15 protein-coding genes and 3 pseudogenes are annotated in these 15,028 nt (G+C 70.7%); 9 read left to right on the top strand and 9 right to left on the bottom strand.

Annotated features, from left to right (window positions below; genetic code table 11):
• Positions 1 to 254 precede the first annotated feature (254 nt).
• A complete protein-coding gene (locus tag AC27L4_RS28905) occupies positions 255 to 1,619 on the top strand; it encodes an L-serine ammonia-lyase (protein WP_487146079.1) in 1,365 nt (454 codons plus the stop codon).
• A gap of 131 nt (positions 1,620 to 1,750) precedes the next feature.
• Positions 1,751 to 3,247: a DUF1176 domain-containing protein gene (locus tag AC27L4_RS28900; RefSeq protein WP_487146078.1), complete on the top strand. Its 1,497-nt coding sequence runs from the start codon at positions 1,751 to 1,753 to the stop codon at positions 3,245 to 3,247.
• 46 nt (positions 3,248 to 3,293) lie between these two features.
• On the opposite strand, the gene AC27L4_RS28895 is transcribed toward AC27L4_RS28900, so the two are convergent.
• Positions 3,294 to 4,232 carry a hypothetical protein gene (locus AC27L4_RS28895; protein ID WP_487146077.1) on the bottom strand — a complete coding sequence of 313 codons (939 nt, stop codon included), beginning with the start codon at positions 4,230 to 4,232 and terminating at the stop codon, positions 3,294 to 3,296.
• Between the two features lie 236 nt (positions 4,233 to 4,468).
• On the opposite strand from AC27L4_RS28895, the gene plsX reads away from it, so the two are divergent.
• The 4 genes from plsX to AC27L4_RS28875 all read left to right on the top strand — a co-directional run bounded on the left by plsX (position 4,469) and on the right by AC27L4_RS28875 (position 7,708).
• Complete coding sequence (gene plsX / locus AC27L4_RS28890; protein ID WP_487146076.1) at positions 4,469 to 5,527, top strand: phosphate acyltransferase PlsX; 1,059 nt, start codon at positions 4,469 to 4,471, stop codon at positions 5,525 to 5,527.
• Positions 5,527 to 6,504, top strand: coding sequence for a beta-ketoacyl-ACP synthase III (locus AC27L4_RS28885; protein ID WP_487146075.1), 978 nt, complete (start codon positions 5,527 to 5,529; stop codon positions 6,502 to 6,504). The genes plsX and AC27L4_RS28885 overlap by 1 nt, the downstream gene beginning before the upstream one ends.
• Before the next feature lie 126 nt (positions 6,505 to 6,630).
• Positions 6,631 to 6,948 carry an integration host factor subunit alpha gene (locus AC27L4_RS28880; RefSeq protein WP_487146074.1) on the top strand — a complete coding sequence of 106 codons (318 nt, stop codon included), beginning with the start codon at positions 6,631 to 6,633 and terminating at the stop codon, positions 6,946 to 6,948.
• Positions 6,949 to 6,976: 28 nt separating this feature from the next.
• The gene (locus AC27L4_RS28875; RefSeq protein WP_487146073.1) at positions 6,977 to 7,708 is read left to right on the top strand and encodes a MerR family transcriptional regulator; all 732 of its coding nucleotides are present in this window, start codon (positions 6,977 to 6,979) and stop codon (positions 7,706 to 7,708) included.
• A gap of 704 nt (positions 7,709 to 8,412) precedes the next feature.
• Here AC27L4_RS28875 and AC27L4_RS28870 read toward each other — a convergent pair.
• The 3 genes and pseudogenes from AC27L4_RS28870 to AC27L4_RS28860 all read right to left on the bottom strand — a co-directional run.
• Positions 8,413 to 8,921 (bottom strand): annotated as a pseudogene (locus tag AC27L4_RS28870) (sodium/proton-translocating pyrophosphatase); the annotation flags it as partial.
• Positions 8,916 to 9,677: pseudogene (locus tag AC27L4_RS28865) on the bottom strand (fumarate hydratase C-terminal domain-containing protein); the annotation flags it as partial. The pseudogenes AC27L4_RS28865 and AC27L4_RS28870, both read right to left, overlap by 6 nt.
• Complete coding sequence (locus tag AC27L4_RS28860; protein ID WP_487146383.1) at positions 9,665 to 9,961, bottom strand: hypothetical protein; 297 nt, start codon at positions 9,959 to 9,961, stop codon at positions 9,665 to 9,667. The gene AC27L4_RS28860 and the pseudogene AC27L4_RS28865, both read right to left, overlap by 13 nt.
• Positions 9,962 to 10,408: 447 nt before the next feature.
• Between AC27L4_RS28860 and AC27L4_RS28855 the strand changes: the two genes are divergently transcribed.
• Positions 10,409 to 11,137, top strand: a complete 729-nt coding sequence (locus AC27L4_RS28855) for an SDR family oxidoreductase (protein WP_487142885.1) — start codon at positions 10,409 to 10,411, stop codon at positions 11,135 to 11,137.
• Here the strand turns inward: AC27L4_RS28855 and AC27L4_RS28850 are convergent.
• From AC27L4_RS28850 to AC27L4_RS28840, 3 genes are all read right to left on the bottom strand, one after another.
• A complete protein-coding gene (locus AC27L4_RS28850) occupies positions 11,124 to 11,582 on the bottom strand; it encodes an FAD-dependent oxidoreductase (RefSeq protein ID WP_487146072.1) in 459 nt (152 codons plus the stop codon). The genes AC27L4_RS28855 and AC27L4_RS28850 overlap by 14 nt on opposite strands.
• A 237-nt stretch (positions 11,583 to 11,819) precedes the next feature.
• Positions 11,820 to 12,422 (bottom strand): peptide chain release factor H, encoded by a 603-nt coding sequence (gene prfH / locus AC27L4_RS28845; protein WP_487146071.1) that lies wholly within the window; start codon positions 12,420 to 12,422, stop codon positions 11,820 to 11,822.
• A gap of 2 nt (positions 12,423 to 12,424) precedes the next feature.
• Positions 12,425 to 13,105, bottom strand: a complete 681-nt coding sequence (locus AC27L4_RS28840; protein ID WP_487146382.1) for an RtcB family protein — start codon at positions 13,103 to 13,105, stop codon at positions 12,425 to 12,427.
• On the opposite strand from AC27L4_RS28840, the pseudogene AC27L4_RS28835 reads away from it, so the two are divergent.
• Positions 13,015 to 13,911, top strand: a pseudogene (locus AC27L4_RS28835) (Mrp/NBP35 family ATP-binding protein); the annotation flags it as partial. The gene AC27L4_RS28840 and the pseudogene AC27L4_RS28835 sit on opposite strands and share 91 nt — an antisense overlap.
• A 116-nt stretch (positions 13,912 to 14,027) precedes the next feature.
• Complete coding sequence (locus AC27L4_RS28830; RefSeq protein ID WP_487146070.1) at positions 14,028 to 14,207, top strand: hypothetical protein; 180 nt, start codon at positions 14,028 to 14,030, stop codon at positions 14,205 to 14,207.
• Positions 14,208 to 14,228: 21 nt separating this feature from the next.
• Here the strand turns inward: AC27L4_RS28830 and AC27L4_RS28825 are convergent, their stop codons facing one another.
• Both AC27L4_RS28825 and AC27L4_RS28820 read right to left on the bottom strand, forming a co-directional pair.
• Positions 14,229 to 14,552, bottom strand: coding sequence for a hypothetical protein (locus AC27L4_RS28825; protein WP_487144519.1), 324 nt, complete (start codon positions 14,550 to 14,552; stop codon positions 14,229 to 14,231).
• Positions 14,553 to 14,642: 90 nt separating this feature from the next.
• Positions 14,643 to 14,960: a hypothetical protein gene (locus AC27L4_RS28820; RefSeq protein ID WP_487144520.1), complete on the bottom strand. Its 318-nt coding sequence runs from the start codon at positions 14,958 to 14,960 to the stop codon at positions 14,643 to 14,645.
• Positions 14,961 to 15,028: the final 68 nt, after the last annotated feature.

Genomic DNA, 15,028 nt, shown 5'->3' with positions numbered 1-15,028 from the left:
GCGGAGGGGCCTCATGCGAAGCGAAACCGACGTCGGTTTTGGGGTAGCAATTCGCGCCTCGCGGCGCAAGGTGTCGCGTGCTAGGGCTGATGCGACAGCCGGGTCGCAAGACGCCCGGAGTCTTCGCCCTTCGGCGGACAGTCGCGGACCGGAATGCAGGGGCCGGCCCGCGACTGTCCGCCGGGATCTGGGGTTTGCCGGAGGATCGCGCCCGCAGGATGGGCGCCGGCTCCGGCGGAGGGAGCGACGCGACGATGATCTCCGTGTTCGACATCTTCAAGATCGGCATCGGTCCATCGTCCTCGCACACGGTGGGGCCGATGCGGGCGGCGAACCGCTTCGTGGAGTCGCTGCGCCGCAAGCACCTGTTCCACCATGTCAGCCGCATCGAGACCGTGCTCTACGGCTCGCTGGCCTGGACCGGCCACGGCCACGCCACCGACACCGCCGTGATCCTCGGGCTCGCCGGCGAGGTGCCGGAGACCATCGATCCGGATGCCGCCCCGGCGATCATCGCCGACGCCACCGACGAGAAGATGCTGTCGATCGGCGGGCGGCGCGCCATCGCTTTCGACCGGCAGCGCGACGTGGTGTTCGACCGCAAGACCCCGGCCAAGGGCCATCCCAACACCCTCGCCTTCACCGCCTATGACGAGCACGGCAAGGCCATGCTCACCGAGTTCTATTTCTCGGTCGGCGGCGGCTTCGTGATGGCCGAAGGTGAGGAGGCCGCGGACGCGGCCGCTGCCGCCGTGCCTCACCCCTTCCGCAACGGCGCCGACCTCCTGGTCATCGGCAAGGCGCACGGCCTCTCCATCGCCGGCATCGTCATGGCGAACGAGACCGCGCGCGAGTCCGAGGACGCGGTGCGCGGCAAGCTCGCCCGCATCCGCGCCGTCATGGACGCCGCCATCGACCGCGGCATGGCCCAGGCCGGCGAGTTGCCCGGCGGCCTGAAGGTGAAGCGCCGCGCCAAGGCGCTGCACGACCGGCTGACGGCGGACCGCAGCCGCAACGTGCGGGCGGCGCACCAGGTCATGGACTGGGTGTCGCTGTTCGCCATCGCGGTGAACGAGGAGAACGCCGCCGGCGGGCGCGTCGTCACCGCACCCACCAACGGCGCCGCCGGCATCGTCCCGGCGGTGCTGCGCTACTACCGCGAGTTCTGCGACTATTCGGAGGCCGGCGCCGACGACTTCCTGCTCACGGCGGCCGCCATCGGCACCCTGTTCAAGATGAACGCCTCGATCTCCGGTGCCGAGGTCGGCTGCCAGGGCGAGGTCGGCGTGGCCGCCTCCATGGCCGCGGCCGGGCTCGCCGCCGCGCTCGGCGGCACCAACGAGCAGATCGAGAACGCCGCCGAGATCGGCATGGAGCACCATCTCGGCATGACCTGCGACCCGATCGGCGGGCTGGTGCAGATCCCCTGCATCGAGCGCAACGCCTTCGGCGCCAACAAGGCGATCGCCGCCGCCTCCCTCGCCCTGCACGGCGACGGCACCCACAAGGTCAGCCTCGACCAGGTCATCGCCACCATGCGCGCCACCGGCGCCGACATGCAGTCGAAATACAAGGAGACCTCGCAGGGCGGCCTCGCCGTCAACGCGGTGGAGTGCTGACGCCCCCGCTCTGCCGTTGAAAACGTCGCCTCGCCTGCCGCACGGGTATCCTTCCGATCGGCGATTTGGCAGCATGGCGCCGCGTGGCCGCCCGGCCGCACGCACCGGCCCACAGCTCCATAGGACGGATCATGGCGAACACCCCGCGGCTTGCGACGGCCCTCGCGCTCTGCGCTCTCATCGGCATCGCCGGCCCGGCGCGCGGCCAGGACAAGGCGGGCGACCGGGCGCAGGACCAAGCGGTCGACCAGGCCCTCGGCGACCACGACGCGTACCGCAAGGCCGTCGCGACCCTGCAGCAGGCCCTGCGCGACCATGACGCCGCCGGCTTCGCGGCGCTGGTCGGCTATCCCATCACCGTCAAGGTCAAGGGCCGCAGGACCGTCGTCAGAACAGCCCGGCAGTTCGCGGCGCAGTTCGACGACATCGTCACCCCGGACATCGTCGCGGCCGTGCGCGACCAGGCCTATGACAGCATGATGGCGAACTATCAGGGCCTGATGCTGGGCCGGGGCGAGATCTGGCTGAACGGCATCTGCCGCGACACCGCCTGCGCGACCTCCGACATCCGGGTCATCACCATCCAGCGAACCGGACTGCCGCCGGAAGGCCAGGCCGCGGCCCCTCCTCCAGTCACCGCGGCCGCCGTGCCGCCGCTGAAGCAGTTCAAGAACTGGGCGGTCGGCTGCGACAACCTGCGGGCCTGCACGGCGCTCGGCATGATCTCCGACACCGACAAGGGCGCCTACATCAAGATCAGCCGCGGCGCCGGCGCCGAGGACCAGCCGCGCCTCGACATCGTCGTCGCCGGCCAGGACACGCCGAAGGCGCCTTCGCTCCGGCTCGCCCTGGCCGGCGGCACCCTGCCGGCAGGGCTGGACGGCGCGCTCAAGCTGCGCGCCGACGACCAGTTCGTCACCGGCACGCTGGAAGGGGCCGCGGCACTGCCCGCCATCGCGGCGCTCAGCAACGCCACGAGCCTCACCGTCACCGTGATCGAGAGCGGCAGGCCCGGCGCGAGCGAGACGGTGCCTCTGGCCGGCTCAGCCGCCGCCCTCCTCTTCATGGACGATGCGCAGAAGCGGATCGGCACGGTGACGGCGCTCACCCGCAAGGGGACGGCGCCGGCCTCCTCGATCCCCGCCGCTCCGGCGGCGCCGGTGGTCAAGGCGGTGAAGCTCACCGAGCTCAAGCCGCCGGTCCCGCGCCGGCCCAAAGGCGTGGCTCCGCCGCCGGCCGACAGCGGCTGCGACGCCAATTTCCCGGACTCGCGCATCGGGCTCTCCGACACGCTGACGCTGTGGGGCGTGTGCAGCGGCGCCGGCGCCTACAATATCGACTACGCCTATTGGATCGTCGGCGACGGTGCGCCGCGGCCGGCCGTGTTCCCGCTGCCGGGGCGACAGCCGGACGCCGGGCCGGGCATCGCCACCAATCTCGGCCTCGCGAGCGACGGCATGAGCGTCTCGGCCTTCGTCAAGGGCGAGGGCATCGGCGATTGCGGCACGGCCTCCGAATGGGCCTGGGACGGCACCGCCTTCCAGCTGATCGAGCACGCCGAGATGACCGAATGCCGCGGCGTACTGCCGGACGACTGGCCGGTGCTCTACCGGGCCAGGCGCGGCTGATCCGGGGACGCCCTGACCGCCGCCGCGCGGTCGATATGGCCCGGACTCAATGGGCGATGCCGGTCTTGATCGCCTCGAGCGGATAGGTGAGCCGCTCCTCCCAGTTCGCCTTGCCGGCCAGCGCGGGCGGAGCGCCGACGATATCGCCGTCCCAGGCGATCGAATCGTCGGCGCAGACATCGTTGCGCAGGCCGATCGTCCAGGTCTTGCCGACCTTCTTCATCCAGTACTCGTGCATCACCGAATCCGGCGTGTGCTCGCAGTCATGGACGGCCTTGTCCCAGGTCCTCCGCTCGATCGGCACGCCGTTCGGGCGCTCCGGATGCACCGACATGAAGGCGAAGCCGGCCGCCACCCGCATCGACTGCACCCGGAACTTGATCGGCTTGCCGAACAGCGTCTCGTCGATCGGCCGCACCGCATCGAGCAGGGCCGCACGGTCGGCCGAGCCGGGCGGCGGCGTCACCACATCCTTCGGATCGACCCTCGGCGGCACCGGCAGCGCCGGCGGATCGACGAGCGTGGCCATCTCCTCCGCGGTCCAGAAGGCCCCCGCCTCCGGACAGGCGGCGAAGCCCGGATCGCCGCGTGCGTCGACCGAGGTCCAGCTGCCGAGGTCTGCGCTCCATTCGTAATAGAGCTGCACCTCGATCGGGCTGGTGCGCCCGGGGCAGCGCGCGGCGGCCAGGGTCTCGGCGCTGCCCGCAAGCGGCAGCAGCCGCACATGCAGCGCGGCACGCCCGGCCCTTGCCCAGACGACGCGATAGAATCGGATCTCGTAGCGCTCCTGGTCGAAGCGCTTCGTCGCCGGCCATCGCGAGGCCGCCAGCCATGTCTCGATCAGGGCGCCGGCCGACGGATCGTGCTCCGTCGTCCGGCGGGGCGTCCTGATGTCGAGCGGGCCGACGATATCCGTCGCGCCGGCAGCGGCGCTGCCGCAGGCCGCGATCGCCGGCAGGACAGGGAACAGGCATCGCAGCCGCATGGCACCCTCCGCGATCGGCAGCCTTCGCGATCGGGCGCGGCTCCCTTGTCGGGGGAGGCGCCGGGCTGCCGCCGCAGCATCCCTCCAATCGCGGCGGCACGCAAACGGCGGTGCGTCCGCCCTCCCCGGCCGAAGGCGGACCGCCAAGCCCCTTGCCTCCGAGAGCCGAGCCGCTATTGTCCGGCCCGGGCTGGAGACATTGTCGGACAGACCCGCACGAGGCGCGCAACCGACACATGGCATCAAAAATCCGTATTGCGCTCGACGCCATGGGCGGCGACCATGGTCCCTCCGTGGTCATCCCCGGCGCGGCGCTGTCGCTGCTGCGCCACCCGGACCTGAGCTTCGTCATCCACGGGCAGGAAGCGCTGGTGCGCCCGCTGCTCGACAAGCACCCCAAGGTCGCCGCGGTCTCGATCCTGCACCACACCGACGTCGCCATCCGCATGGACGACAAGCCGAGTCAGGCGCTGCGCTACGGCCGGCGGACCTCGTCGATGTGGCGGGCGATCGAATCGGTCAAGCAGGGCGAGGCCGACGCAGCGGTCTCGGCCGGCAACACCGGCGCGCTGATGGCCATGGCGCGCTTCTGCCTGCACACCATGGCCCAGATCGAACGCCCGGCCATCGCCGCGCTGTGGCCGACGCTGCGCGGGGAATCGATCGTGCTCGACCTCGGCGCCTCGATCGGCGCCGACGCCGAGGCGCTGGTCGACATGGCGGTGATGGGCGCGGCCATGGCCCGCGCCGTGCTCGACATCGAGGCCCCGACCGTCGGCCTGCTCAACATCGGCGTCGAGGAGGTCAAGGGCCTGGAGATGGTGCGCGAAGCCGGCCGCCGGCTGCGCGACCAGCCGGTGCCCGGCTTCGTCTATCACGGCTTCGTCGAAGGCGACGACATCGGCAAGGGCACGGTCGACGTGGTCGTCACCGAGGGCTTTGCCGGCAATATCGCCCTGAAAACGGCCGAAGGCACGGCCAAGCAGATCGCCGGCTACCTGCGCTCGGCGATGTCGCGCACAATTTGGGCCAAGATCGGCTATATCTTCGCCAAGGGCGCCTTCAATGCCCTGCGCGAAAAGCTGGACCCGCGCAAGGTGAACGGCGGCGTCTTCCTCGGCCTCAACGGCATCGTGGTCAAGAGCCATGGCGGTGCGGATGCGGAGGGCTATGCGTCCGCCATCGACATCGCCTACGACATGGTGAAACAAGATCTCATGCGAAAGATCACCGAAAGTCTCGATCCCGACCGCCGCGCTCTGGCCGAAGCCGCTTCGGCCGAGGACGACGCCTGATGGCGACGCTCCGTTCCGTCGTCCGCGGCGTCGGCGCCTATCTGCCCGAGAAACGCGTCACCAACGATGAGCTGGCCGGGAGGATCGACACGTCCGACGAGTGGATCGTGCAGCGCACCGGCATCCGCGCCCGCCACATCGCCGCCGAGGGCCAGTTCACCTCCGACCTCGCCACCGAGGCCGCACGCCGGGCTCTCGCCGCGGCCGACCTGCCGGCCAGCGAGATCGACCTGATCGTCCTGGCGACCTCGACGCCCGACAACACCTTTCCCGCCACCGCCACCACGGTTCAGGCCAATCTCGGCATCACCGGCGGCGCCGCCTTCGACGTGCAGGCGGTATGCACCGGCTTCGTCTACGGCCTGACCATCGCCGACAACTTCCTGCGCAGCGGCTCGGCCAAGCGGGCCATCGTCATCGGCGCGGAGACCTTCTCGCGCATCCTCGACTGGGAGGATCGCACCACCTGCGTGCTGTTCGGCGACGGCGCCGGCGCCGTCGTGCTGGAGGCCAGCATGGGCGAGGGCTCGATCCAGGACCGCGGCGTCCTGGCCGCGCGCCTGCGCTCGGACGGCCGGCACAAGTCGAAGCTCTTCGTCGATGGCGGCCCCTCCTCGACCGGCCAGGTCGGTCACCTGCGCATGGACGGCAAGGAGGTGTTCAAGCTCGCGGTCGGCATGGTGCCGCAGATCCTGCACGACACGCTGGAGGATGTCGGCCTGCCCTTCGAGGCCATCGACTGGTTCGTGCCGCATCAGGCCAACCAGCGCATCATCCATGCCACGGCCGAGAAGCTCGGGCTGCCGCCCTCCAAGGTGGTGCTGACCGTGGACGAGCATGCCAACACCTCCGCCGCCTCGATTCCCCTCGCCCTCGATGCGGCGACCCGGGACGGGCGCATCAAGAAAGGCGACATGGTGCTGCTGGAGGCGATGGGCGGCGGCTTCACCTGGGGCGCGGCGCTGATTCGCTGGTAGGCGCGTTTGCGGGTTGACCGCACGTCCTTCGACCAATAGCGTCGCCCTCCCAGTGAGATAGAGTCGAGAGTTGGCCCAGTATCAAGGGGTTGGCGTTCGCAAGAATATGAAGGGGGCACGACGGCGATGGCGGGAAATACCGTCACACGAGCGGATCTTTGCGAGGCTGTCTATCAGAAGGTTGGCCTGTCACGGACCGAATCGGCGCAGTTGGTCGAGCGGGTGCTGCAGGAGATCACGGATTGCCTGGAGAAGGGCGAGACGGTGAAACTCTCCTCGTTCGGCTCGTTCATCGTCCGGTCCAAGGGGCAGCGCATCGGGCGCAACCCCAAGACCGGCGAGGAGGTGCCGATCGCGCCGCGCCGGGTCATGGTGTTCAAGCCCTCCAACATCCTCAAGGCCCGCATCAACGGGGTGACGGTCGACGCCGAGGACGAGGATTGAACCCGGCATAGAGTGAGGGGTCGCGCGCTTGGACAAGTCACCCGAGGCATTCCGCACCATCAGCGAGGTCGCCGAGGACCTGGACCTGCCGCAGCATGTCCTGCGTTTCTGGGAAACCCGCTTCGCCCAGATCAAGCCGCTGAAGCGCGGCGGCGGCCGGCGCTACTACCGCCCCGACGATGTCGACCTGCTCAAGGGCATCCGCTACTACCTCTACGGCGAAGGCTATACGATCAAGGGCGTGCAGCGCATCCTGAAGGAGCGCGGCCTCAAGCATGTCTGCGAGATGGGCCGGGCCCAGACCGAGAATTTCGCGCCGCCCGTCGCCACCATCCCGCGCGTCGAGAGCGAGGAGGAGCGCCGCCGCCGGCAGGACTGGCCGGAGGCCGAGCTGCCCGGCCGCAAGGCCGACGGCGCGGCGCGGCAGGAGCCCTTGTTCGATCAGGCGCCCCTCTTCGACGACGGCGGCTTCGAGGCGGACGAGGCTGCCGCATTCGAGTCGCCGCGCGCGGCCGCTCCGCCGGCCGGCCATGCCCCCCAGGCCAGCCGCGCCGCACCGGCCTCCCATGCCGCGCCGACGGCGCCGCGCGGCGTCACGCCGCCTCCGGAGCCGGCCCGCTCTCCGGCGCCGCCGCCGGCCGCCCCCGCCCCTCCGGCCCCGCTCCCGCCCTACGCGGTCGGTCGCGAGACCGGGCGCCGGCTGCAGACGGCCTTGTTCGAGTTGCTGGAGTGCAAGCGGATCCTCGACGCGACGCGATAGGCGCGGCGCGCTTCATCCATACGGCCCACCGCAGCATCGTTTCCGCGCATCCTCGTGCGCCGCTGTCCCCGCGCGAGTTTCCTGGCTGACCGCCGGCAAGGCCTTGGTTCTTCCGTGCGGTCCAGGATGACCGAAGGAGCCGCCGCACAAAAAACCCTCTCCACCGAAGGCTAGTGTCGGCACACATCCTAGGGGCCGGGCGAGAGGGGCGGAGACAGGCTGAGGCGGGACGCTTGCGTCTTCCCTCCCCCTTGCGGGGAGGGATGAAGGGTGGGGGTCGTGCAGGGTAGGAAGAGCCCTGCGTCAACGACCCCCACCCCCTTACCCCTCCCCGCAAGGGGGAGGGGATCGGCTGGCGTCGCGCTTGAAATCTCATGAACGACTTGTGTGCCGACACTAGCCACCGAAGGTGGGGAGGGTGGCGCCGCGAAGCGGCGCCGGGTGGGGTGTGGCGGGCAAGTGCAAGTCCGTGTTCGGCTGGCACGACGGTGGTGCAGGGCAGGCAAAGGGCGAGACCCGCGGACCACACGATTCGCCCCGACTGCGTCGGGGGCACTTTCCCATCCCCGATCTCGAATGTTCCCGAGATCGGCATGCGAAGAGCAGGTCGGAAACGTCCGGCCTGCGTGGAGAAGGCTTTTCGCCCCCATTCCGGACCGTTCGGGCAGCGGGCGCGCAGGTCCCCCGGCGCGCCCGCCCTGCCCTCAATGATGCGCCAGGATCGCCAGCAGCAGCAGCGCCACGATGTTGGTGATCTTGATCGCCGGGTTGACCGCCGGGCCGGCCGTGTCCTTGTAGGGGTCGCCGACCGTGTCGCCGGTCACCGAGGCCTTGTGCGCTTCCGAGCCCTTCATGTGCTTCTGGCCGTTGGCGTCGACGAAGCCGTCCTCGAACGACTTCTTGGCATTGTCCCAGGCGCCGCCGCCGGCGGTCATCGACACGGCGACGAACAGGCCGGTGACGATCACGCCGAGCAGCATGGCGCCGACCGCGGCGAAGGCGTCCGACTTCGAGCCGGTGATCCACAGCACCGCGAAGTAGATCACGATCGGCGACAGCACCGGCAGCAGCGAGGGCACCACCATCTCGCGGATCGCGGCCTTGGTCAGAAGGTCGACGGCCTTGCCGTAGTCCGGCTTCTCTCCGTGCCCTTCATGATGCCGGGCCGCTCGCGGAACTGGCGCCGCACCTCCTCGACGATGGCCGAGGCCGCCGGGCCGCCGATCGAGCCGAGGTAGAAGCCGCCATGCTTGGCGCAGGCCTCGCGCACCTCGCGCGAGCGGTTGCCCTTGGCCAGCATCACCATCGAGCCCCCGGCCGCCTGGAACTGGTCGACATAGGCGTCCATGCGCCCGGCGGTGGTCGGGCCGAAGGAGCCGGAGGCGTAGCCCGCCGGGGTCTTCGCCGGGCCGGCATAATAGACCGGGTGGTTCTTGATGTAGTCGGGCAGCCCTCCCCCCGCCTCCAGGCGCTCACGCAGCTTGGCATGGGCAAGGTCGCGGGCGACGATCATCGGGCCGGTGAGCGAGACGCGGGTGCGGATCGGATTCCGCGACAAGGCCGACAGGATCTCCGGCATCGGCCGGGTGAGGTCGATGCGCACCACCTCGCCGCCGAGCTTGGTCTCGTCGATCTCCGGCAGGAAGCGGGCCGGGTTGTGCTCCAGTTCCTCCAGGAACACGCCCTCGCGGGTGATCTTGCCCAGCGCCTGGCGATCGGCCGAGCAGGAGACGCCGAGGCCGATCGGCAGGCTGGCGCCGTGGCGCGGCAAGCGGATGACCCGGACGTCGTGGCAGAAATACTTGCCGCCGAACTGGGCGCCGACCCCGAGCGCCTGGGTCAGCTTGTGCACCTCGGCCTCCATCTCCAGGTCGCGGAAGGCATGGCCGAGCTCGGAGCCCTGCGTCGGCAACGTGTCGAGGTAGCGGGCCGAGGCCAGCTTCACCGCCTTCAGCGTCAGTTCGGCCGCTCGTAGAGCATCAGGATCTCCATGACGAAGCCGAACAGCGTCTCGACATCGATCTGGAACAGCTCGTCGCGCGGATATTCCTCCAGGATGTGCAGCGCCGCCTTGCCGGAATGGCTGTCGGATTCGAAGCCGGCGCGGCGCAGCACCTGCGCCACCTTGTGACGGAGATAGGGGATCTGCCGCACCGAGCGGGTATAGGCGGTGGAGGTGAGCAGGCCGACGATGCGCAGCTCGCCCTCGAGCCTGCCCGACGGCGCGTAGAGCTTGACGCCGACATAGTCCATGTGGATGCGCCGGTGCACCCGGCTCTTCACATTGGCCTTGGTGACGATCAGCGCCGTCGGCTCGCGCAGGAACTCGCGGATCTCCGGCGTCATCACCACCAGCTCGGCGCCGCGGCGCAGGATCTTGACCGAGGGATCGCGCAGGATGCCAAGGCCCGGCCCTTCCACCACCTCGGCCGTGGCCATGTCGGCGGAGGCGAAGCGGTATTCGCGCAGGCCCAGCAGCGTGAAGTTGTTGGCGGCGAGCCATTGCAGCAGCTGGCACGCCTCCTCCACCTCCTCCTCCGGCAGCGAGGGCGGCGCCACGCGGAAGGCCTCCACCGCCTGCTCGACCCGGCGGCACGGATCCGGCATGCGCGGCCGTTCCGTCATTATCCGGCTCATCCGAACGCCGTCCATGCTCTATAACGTTTTCGCTCTGGTCCACACGAAAGGAAACATCCCGACATGCCTGATTTCGACAAGGGTCCCATCCTCGTCACCGGCGCCAGCGGCGGCATCGGCGCCGCCACCGTCCGCCAGCTCCGCGCCGCCGGCGCCGACGTCATCGCCAGCGGCCGCGACGGCGGCAAGCTCGAGGCGCTCGCGGCCGAGACGGGCTGCCGCACCCTGCCGTTCGACCTGACCTCGGACGAGAGCATCCGCAGCGCGCTCGAAGGCCTCGACGTCTGGGGCGTGGTCAATTGCGGCGGCTTCGGCGGCGAGATCGCCACCCCGATGGACACCGACATCGCCATCTTCGACAAGGTGATCGCGATCAACGCCCGCGGCGCCCTGCTGGTCACCAAGTACACGTCCCAGTCGATGGTCCGGCTCGGCAAGGGCGGCGCGATCGTCAACGTCTCGAGCCAGGCCTCGCTCGTCGCCCTGCCCGGCCACATCTCCTACGGCTCGTCCAAGGCGGCGCTCGACAACATCACGCGCGTGTCGGCGCTCGAGCTCGGCAAGTACGGCATCCGCGTCAACAGCGTCAATCCGACGGTCGTGATGACCGAGATGTCGGCCGCCTACTGGGGCCAGCCGCAGATCCGCGACCCGTTCCTCAAGACGATGCCGCTCGGCCGCTGGGCGACCGAGGACGAGATCGCCGCGCCGATCGTCTTCCTGCTGAGCGAGGGCGCGGCGATGATCACCGGCGTCTCCCTGCCGATCGACGGCGGCTTCACGGCCGTTTGAGGCCTGGACGGGCGGGTGCGAGGGGCCGGCGCGCTGCGCCGCTCCTCTCGCCGTCCGCCCCCCGCCAACCGCGAGAGGGTGGGGCGGCCTCCGCCGGTGTCGCAGTGCGGCAGTCCGCGCCCATGGGCGTGGCGAGGAAGGCCTCGAGAACGTCTTCCGCCTCCGGGCGATAGGCCGGCATGACGAGGCCGCGATGCAGGATTTCGATGCCCGCCTCGTGCGCGATCTCGGTCCAGACGTCGCGGGAGCGGCGGGCGCGGCCCCAATGGTCGCCGGCCTTCTGGCCGGAGACGGTGACGAAGCCGAAATTGCGGATCGAGGCGCCGACCGCCCGGGCATTGCGTTCGACGACCGCGACCTTCCTGCCCTTGCGCGCCGCCGCCAGCGCCGTGCCGAGGCCGACGATGCCTGCGCCGACGACGACGAGATCAAAACTGTCCTTCATGGTCCCGTGCTCTTCGTTGCAAAGCGGCGGCGAATTTGCCTGTTCGCGACAGCGCCTCGACGGCCTTCATCTGGGCGAGAGTAACGCTCATGCAACCGGTTCCCCTGGGCACTCGACGGATCGCGTTCGACGCGGCCTACCACCGTTTCATGTCATCTTCGATGGGATATCCTCCAAGCCGGACAGGCTGCGTGGGCAAAGCGGCTTCCGGCGCGGGCAGGGCGCGCCGGCTTGCCCTCACGGTCCGCGGAACGTCCGCCGCGGATTGCCGCGCTCGACCGCGATGCGGTCGAGCCACTCGGCGCGCTGTGCCCCCGCCTTGGCCTGCTCGGCCAGGGCGGCGACGAGGGCGCCGAGGCGCTCGCGGGCGAGCTTGCGGTTCTGGTGCTGCGAGCGGCCGTCACGGGCGATGGCGCTGAGGCCGGTCGGTCCATGCACGGCGCGCACCGCACTCTCGGTGACGTTCTGGTGCTGGCCGCCCGGGCCGCCCGCCCGCATCGCCTCGTAGCGGACGTCGCCGTCCGACAGCGCCGGGCGGGCTGCCGGGGGAGGAAGCCGGTGCACCGCCACGTACCAGTTGCGTCGCGCCCCGCCGCCGCGCAGCCGGCCGTCGACCCAGAGCACGCTGCCGGTCCAGGCCGCGGCGAAGGCCTCGACGCCATCGCCGCCGAGACAGACCAGGACCGAGGCCGCGGCCTCGCGGCCCGGCTCCAGGCCGAGCGCTACGCCGAGGCCGGCGGCTGTCGCTTCTTCCGCCAGTCGCCGGGCGACGCGCACGGCGACGATGCGGCATTCCGCCGGGCCGCGGCCGGCCGTCACCATCAGAACGAGGTCGGCCATGCTCAGGCTCTCCCGGTCTTGAAGGTGACGATCGGGCGCAGCACGGCGACGGTGCGCGCGAGCCCGTGCATCGCCAGGTCGGCGACGACCCGGGCGATGTCCTTGTAGGCCTCGGGCGCCTCCTCCAGCGCCAGCTTGCGGTCGGCGCAGATGACGCGGTTGCCGACCGGGTTGGGCCGCTCGGCGTCGCGCCGCCGCCCGTGCATGGAGGCGCGGTCGCGCTTGCGGCCGGCGCCGTGGGCGATGGAGCACAAGGCCCCCGGCGCATCCGGATCGGGCGCGACGAGGTAGGTCATGGCGCCGCGCGAGCCAGGCACCGGCACCAGGCCGAGATCGGCCTGCGCCGCGCCCTTGCGGTGCAGGACCTGGCCGCCCGCCACGGTAACGTGGTTGTGCGGCACATCAAGCCAGGGCCGGCCGCCGAGCCCGAGGAGGCCGGCGGCGCGTTCGGCCAGCCCCGCCCGGTTGAGGCGGGCGAAGACCAGGGCGACGTCGTGGTCGGCGACGTAGGCCCGGCCCGGCCCGTCCAGCGCCAAGCCCTCACCGTGGACGAAGGGATGGCGCGCCAGCACTTCCGGCCCGAGCCCGCGCGAGCCGGAATGCACCAGCAGCAGGAGGCGTCCGGCCTCCAGCCCCGCCCGGGCGCAGGCCGGCTCGTCCACCACCGCGTGGACCGCCTGCAGCTCGACGAAGTGATTGCCGCCGCCGACCGTGCCGATCGCCTGCGCATGGGCGGCGGCGATGTCGGCGGGCAGGCCGGCCGCGGGCCCAGGCGGCCGCCCAGCGTGCCCCGGGCCTGCCGGGCGTCACCCATGTCATCGCCGTCGCCTCCGGCAAGGGGGGCGTCGGCAAGTCGACCACGGCGTGCAACCTCGCCATCGGCCTTGCCCAGCAGGGCCTGAAGATCGGCCTCCTCGACGCCGACATCTTCGGCCCGTCCATGCCGAAGCTCTTCGGCCTGCACGGCAAGCCCGAGATCGTCGAGGGGCGGATCATGAAGCCGCTGGAGGCCTATGGGGTCAAGGTCATGTCGATCGGCTTCCTCGTCGACGAGGAGACGCCGATGATCTGGCGCGGCCCGATGGTGATGTCGGCGCTGACCCAGCTCCTGCGCGAAGTGCGCTGGGGCGAGCTCGACGTCATGGTCGTCGACATGCCGCCGGGCACCGGCGACGCGCAGCTCACCATGGCCCAGCACACCCCGCTTGCCGGTGCGGTGATCGTCTCGACGCCGCAGGATCTGGCGCTGATCGACGCCCGCCGCGGCGTCGCCATGTTCCAGAAGGTGAGCGTGCCGGTGCTCGGCATCGTCGAGAACATGTCGACGTTCAGCTGCCCGAACTGCGGCCACGTCACCAACCTGTTCGGCCATGGCGGGGCGCGGCACGAGGCGGAACGCCTCGGCGTGCCGTTCCTCGGCGAATTGCCGCTGTCCCTCGACGTCCGCGAGCGCTCCGATGCCGGCACGCCGCCACGGCGGTCGCGGCCCGCTTCGCGGCGGTGGAAACCAAGGCAGCCCCGATCGAAAATCTCGGCTTTCGCGTCGGAGCCGTCGAGGGCTCGATCGCCGCGCTCAATGCCAGGGTCGACCGGGTGGCGGACACGATGAAGGACGGCTTCGACCGGCTGTCGGGCGGCATGGCGGCGATGACGACCCGGATCGAGGTGCTTAATGAGACGCTCAAGCGCCTCGCGCCGCCGCCGCCCGCGAGCGCGCCCTATGCGCCGGGCAAGCGGACGCTGATGCAGCGGGCCGAGCGGGACTTCCCTCCGGCCGATCCGTAGGGCGCGACGACACGTCCACAATCAAAGGGCGGCGATCGTCACGCCCGGGCAGGCATGCTTGCGCCAATAGGTCGTACTCGTGCCGATCCTGGCGTGCCGCTCATCCAGCGCCTTCACCGGCTTGCCGCGCAGCAGCCAGATGAGGCCCATGCGGTCGTAGCGCGCGAGCGGCGCGACCGCGTCGAGCCCGAACAGCTCCTCGACGGTCCATCCGCCTGCCGCGGCCCTTTCGCCCCAGTCTGCCAGGAATTCCGTCGCATCGTCGACGGCCTGTCGCCAGCGGCTCGGCATATCGACCGGATCGGATTTGCGCAGGAGCGCGAGGGCGTCGACATAGTGCTGCATGGGGCGGGCGCAGTTGGTTGAAGCCGAATCGATCGCGGCGGAGGTGGACCATAGAGCCCGGCCGGGCCGCGGGACATGGCGGCCATCGCGTCACCCGGGCGCCGGCGGCTCGTCGTCGTCGCGGATCATCGGCGCGTAGAACGGCAGCCGATGATGCTGCTTGGTGCGCCGCAGCCATCGCACCCACGGCTGCGGATCGGGCGACGCATCGATACCGCCGTGCCGGCCGCATGTGCCGCAGCGCTGCGACGCCGCCAGGGCCGGGAGCGGCATCATGTCGTCGCCGGCGATCTCGGCCGGTTCGATCGTCCATGTGGCGTGGCAGCTCGGACAGGACATCCAGACGCCGACGCCGGCCTCGCGCAGCTCGCCCAGCCGAGCCTTTGGTGCGTCCCACCGGTCCCTCACGATCGCACCAGGCGCTTGAGCCTCTCAAACCGGCGCGGGTCCATGTAAGCCCAGGTCTGCGCGCCGCA

The sequence above is a fragment of the Labrys sp. Lb11 genome (assembly GCF_057554225.1).
The sequence above is the reverse complement of the archived record's forward strand: the minus strand, read 5'-3'. Positions and strand labels throughout refer to the sequence as shown.

Excerpts from the sequence above, each read along its gene's own strand:
- prfH (WP_487146071.1), bottom strand. The coding sequence starts at position 12,422 with ATGGCCGACCTCGTTCTGATGGTGACGGCCGGCCGCGGCCCGGCGGAA.
- AC27L4_RS28900 (WP_487146078.1), top strand. The coding sequence starts at position 1,751 with ATGGCGAACACCCCGCGGCTTGCGACGGCCCTCGCGCTCTGCGCTCTC.
- AC27L4_RS28880 (WP_487146074.1), top strand. The coding sequence starts at position 6,631 with ATGGCGGGAAATACCGTCACACGAGCGGATCTTTGCGAGGCTGTCTAT.
- AC27L4_RS28885 (WP_487146075.1), top strand. The coding sequence starts at position 5,527 with ATGGCGACGCTCCGTTCCGTCGTCCGCGGCGTCGGCGCCTATCTGCCC.
- AC27L4_RS28860 (WP_487146383.1), bottom strand. The coding sequence starts at position 9,961 with ATGGACTATGTCGGCGTCAAGCTCTACGCGCCGTCGGGCAGGCTCGAG.
- plsX (WP_487146076.1), top strand. The coding sequence starts at position 4,469 with ATGGCATCAAAAATCCGTATTGCGCTCGACGCCATGGGCGGCGACCAT.
- AC27L4_RS28905 (WP_487146079.1), top strand. The coding sequence starts at position 255 with ATGATCTCCGTGTTCGACATCTTCAAGATCGGCATCGGTCCATCGTCC.
- AC27L4_RS28895 (WP_487146077.1), bottom strand. The coding sequence starts at position 4,232 with ATGCGGCTGCGATGCCTGTTCCCTGTCCTGCCGGCGATCGCGGCCTGC.
- AC27L4_RS28830 (WP_487146070.1), top strand. The coding sequence starts at position 14,028 with ATGAAGGACGGCTTCGACCGGCTGTCGGGCGGCATGGCGGCGATGACG.
- AC27L4_RS28855 (WP_487142885.1), top strand. The coding sequence starts at position 10,409 with ATGCCTGATTTCGACAAGGGTCCCATCCTCGTCACCGGCGCCAGCGGC.
- AC27L4_RS28850 (WP_487146072.1), bottom strand. The coding sequence starts at position 11,582 with ATGAAGGACAGTTTTGATCTCGTCGTCGTCGGCGCAGGCATCGTCGGC.
- AC27L4_RS28825 (WP_487144519.1), bottom strand. The coding sequence starts at position 14,552 with ATGCAGCACTATGTCGACGCCCTCGCGCTCCTGCGCAAATCCGATCCG.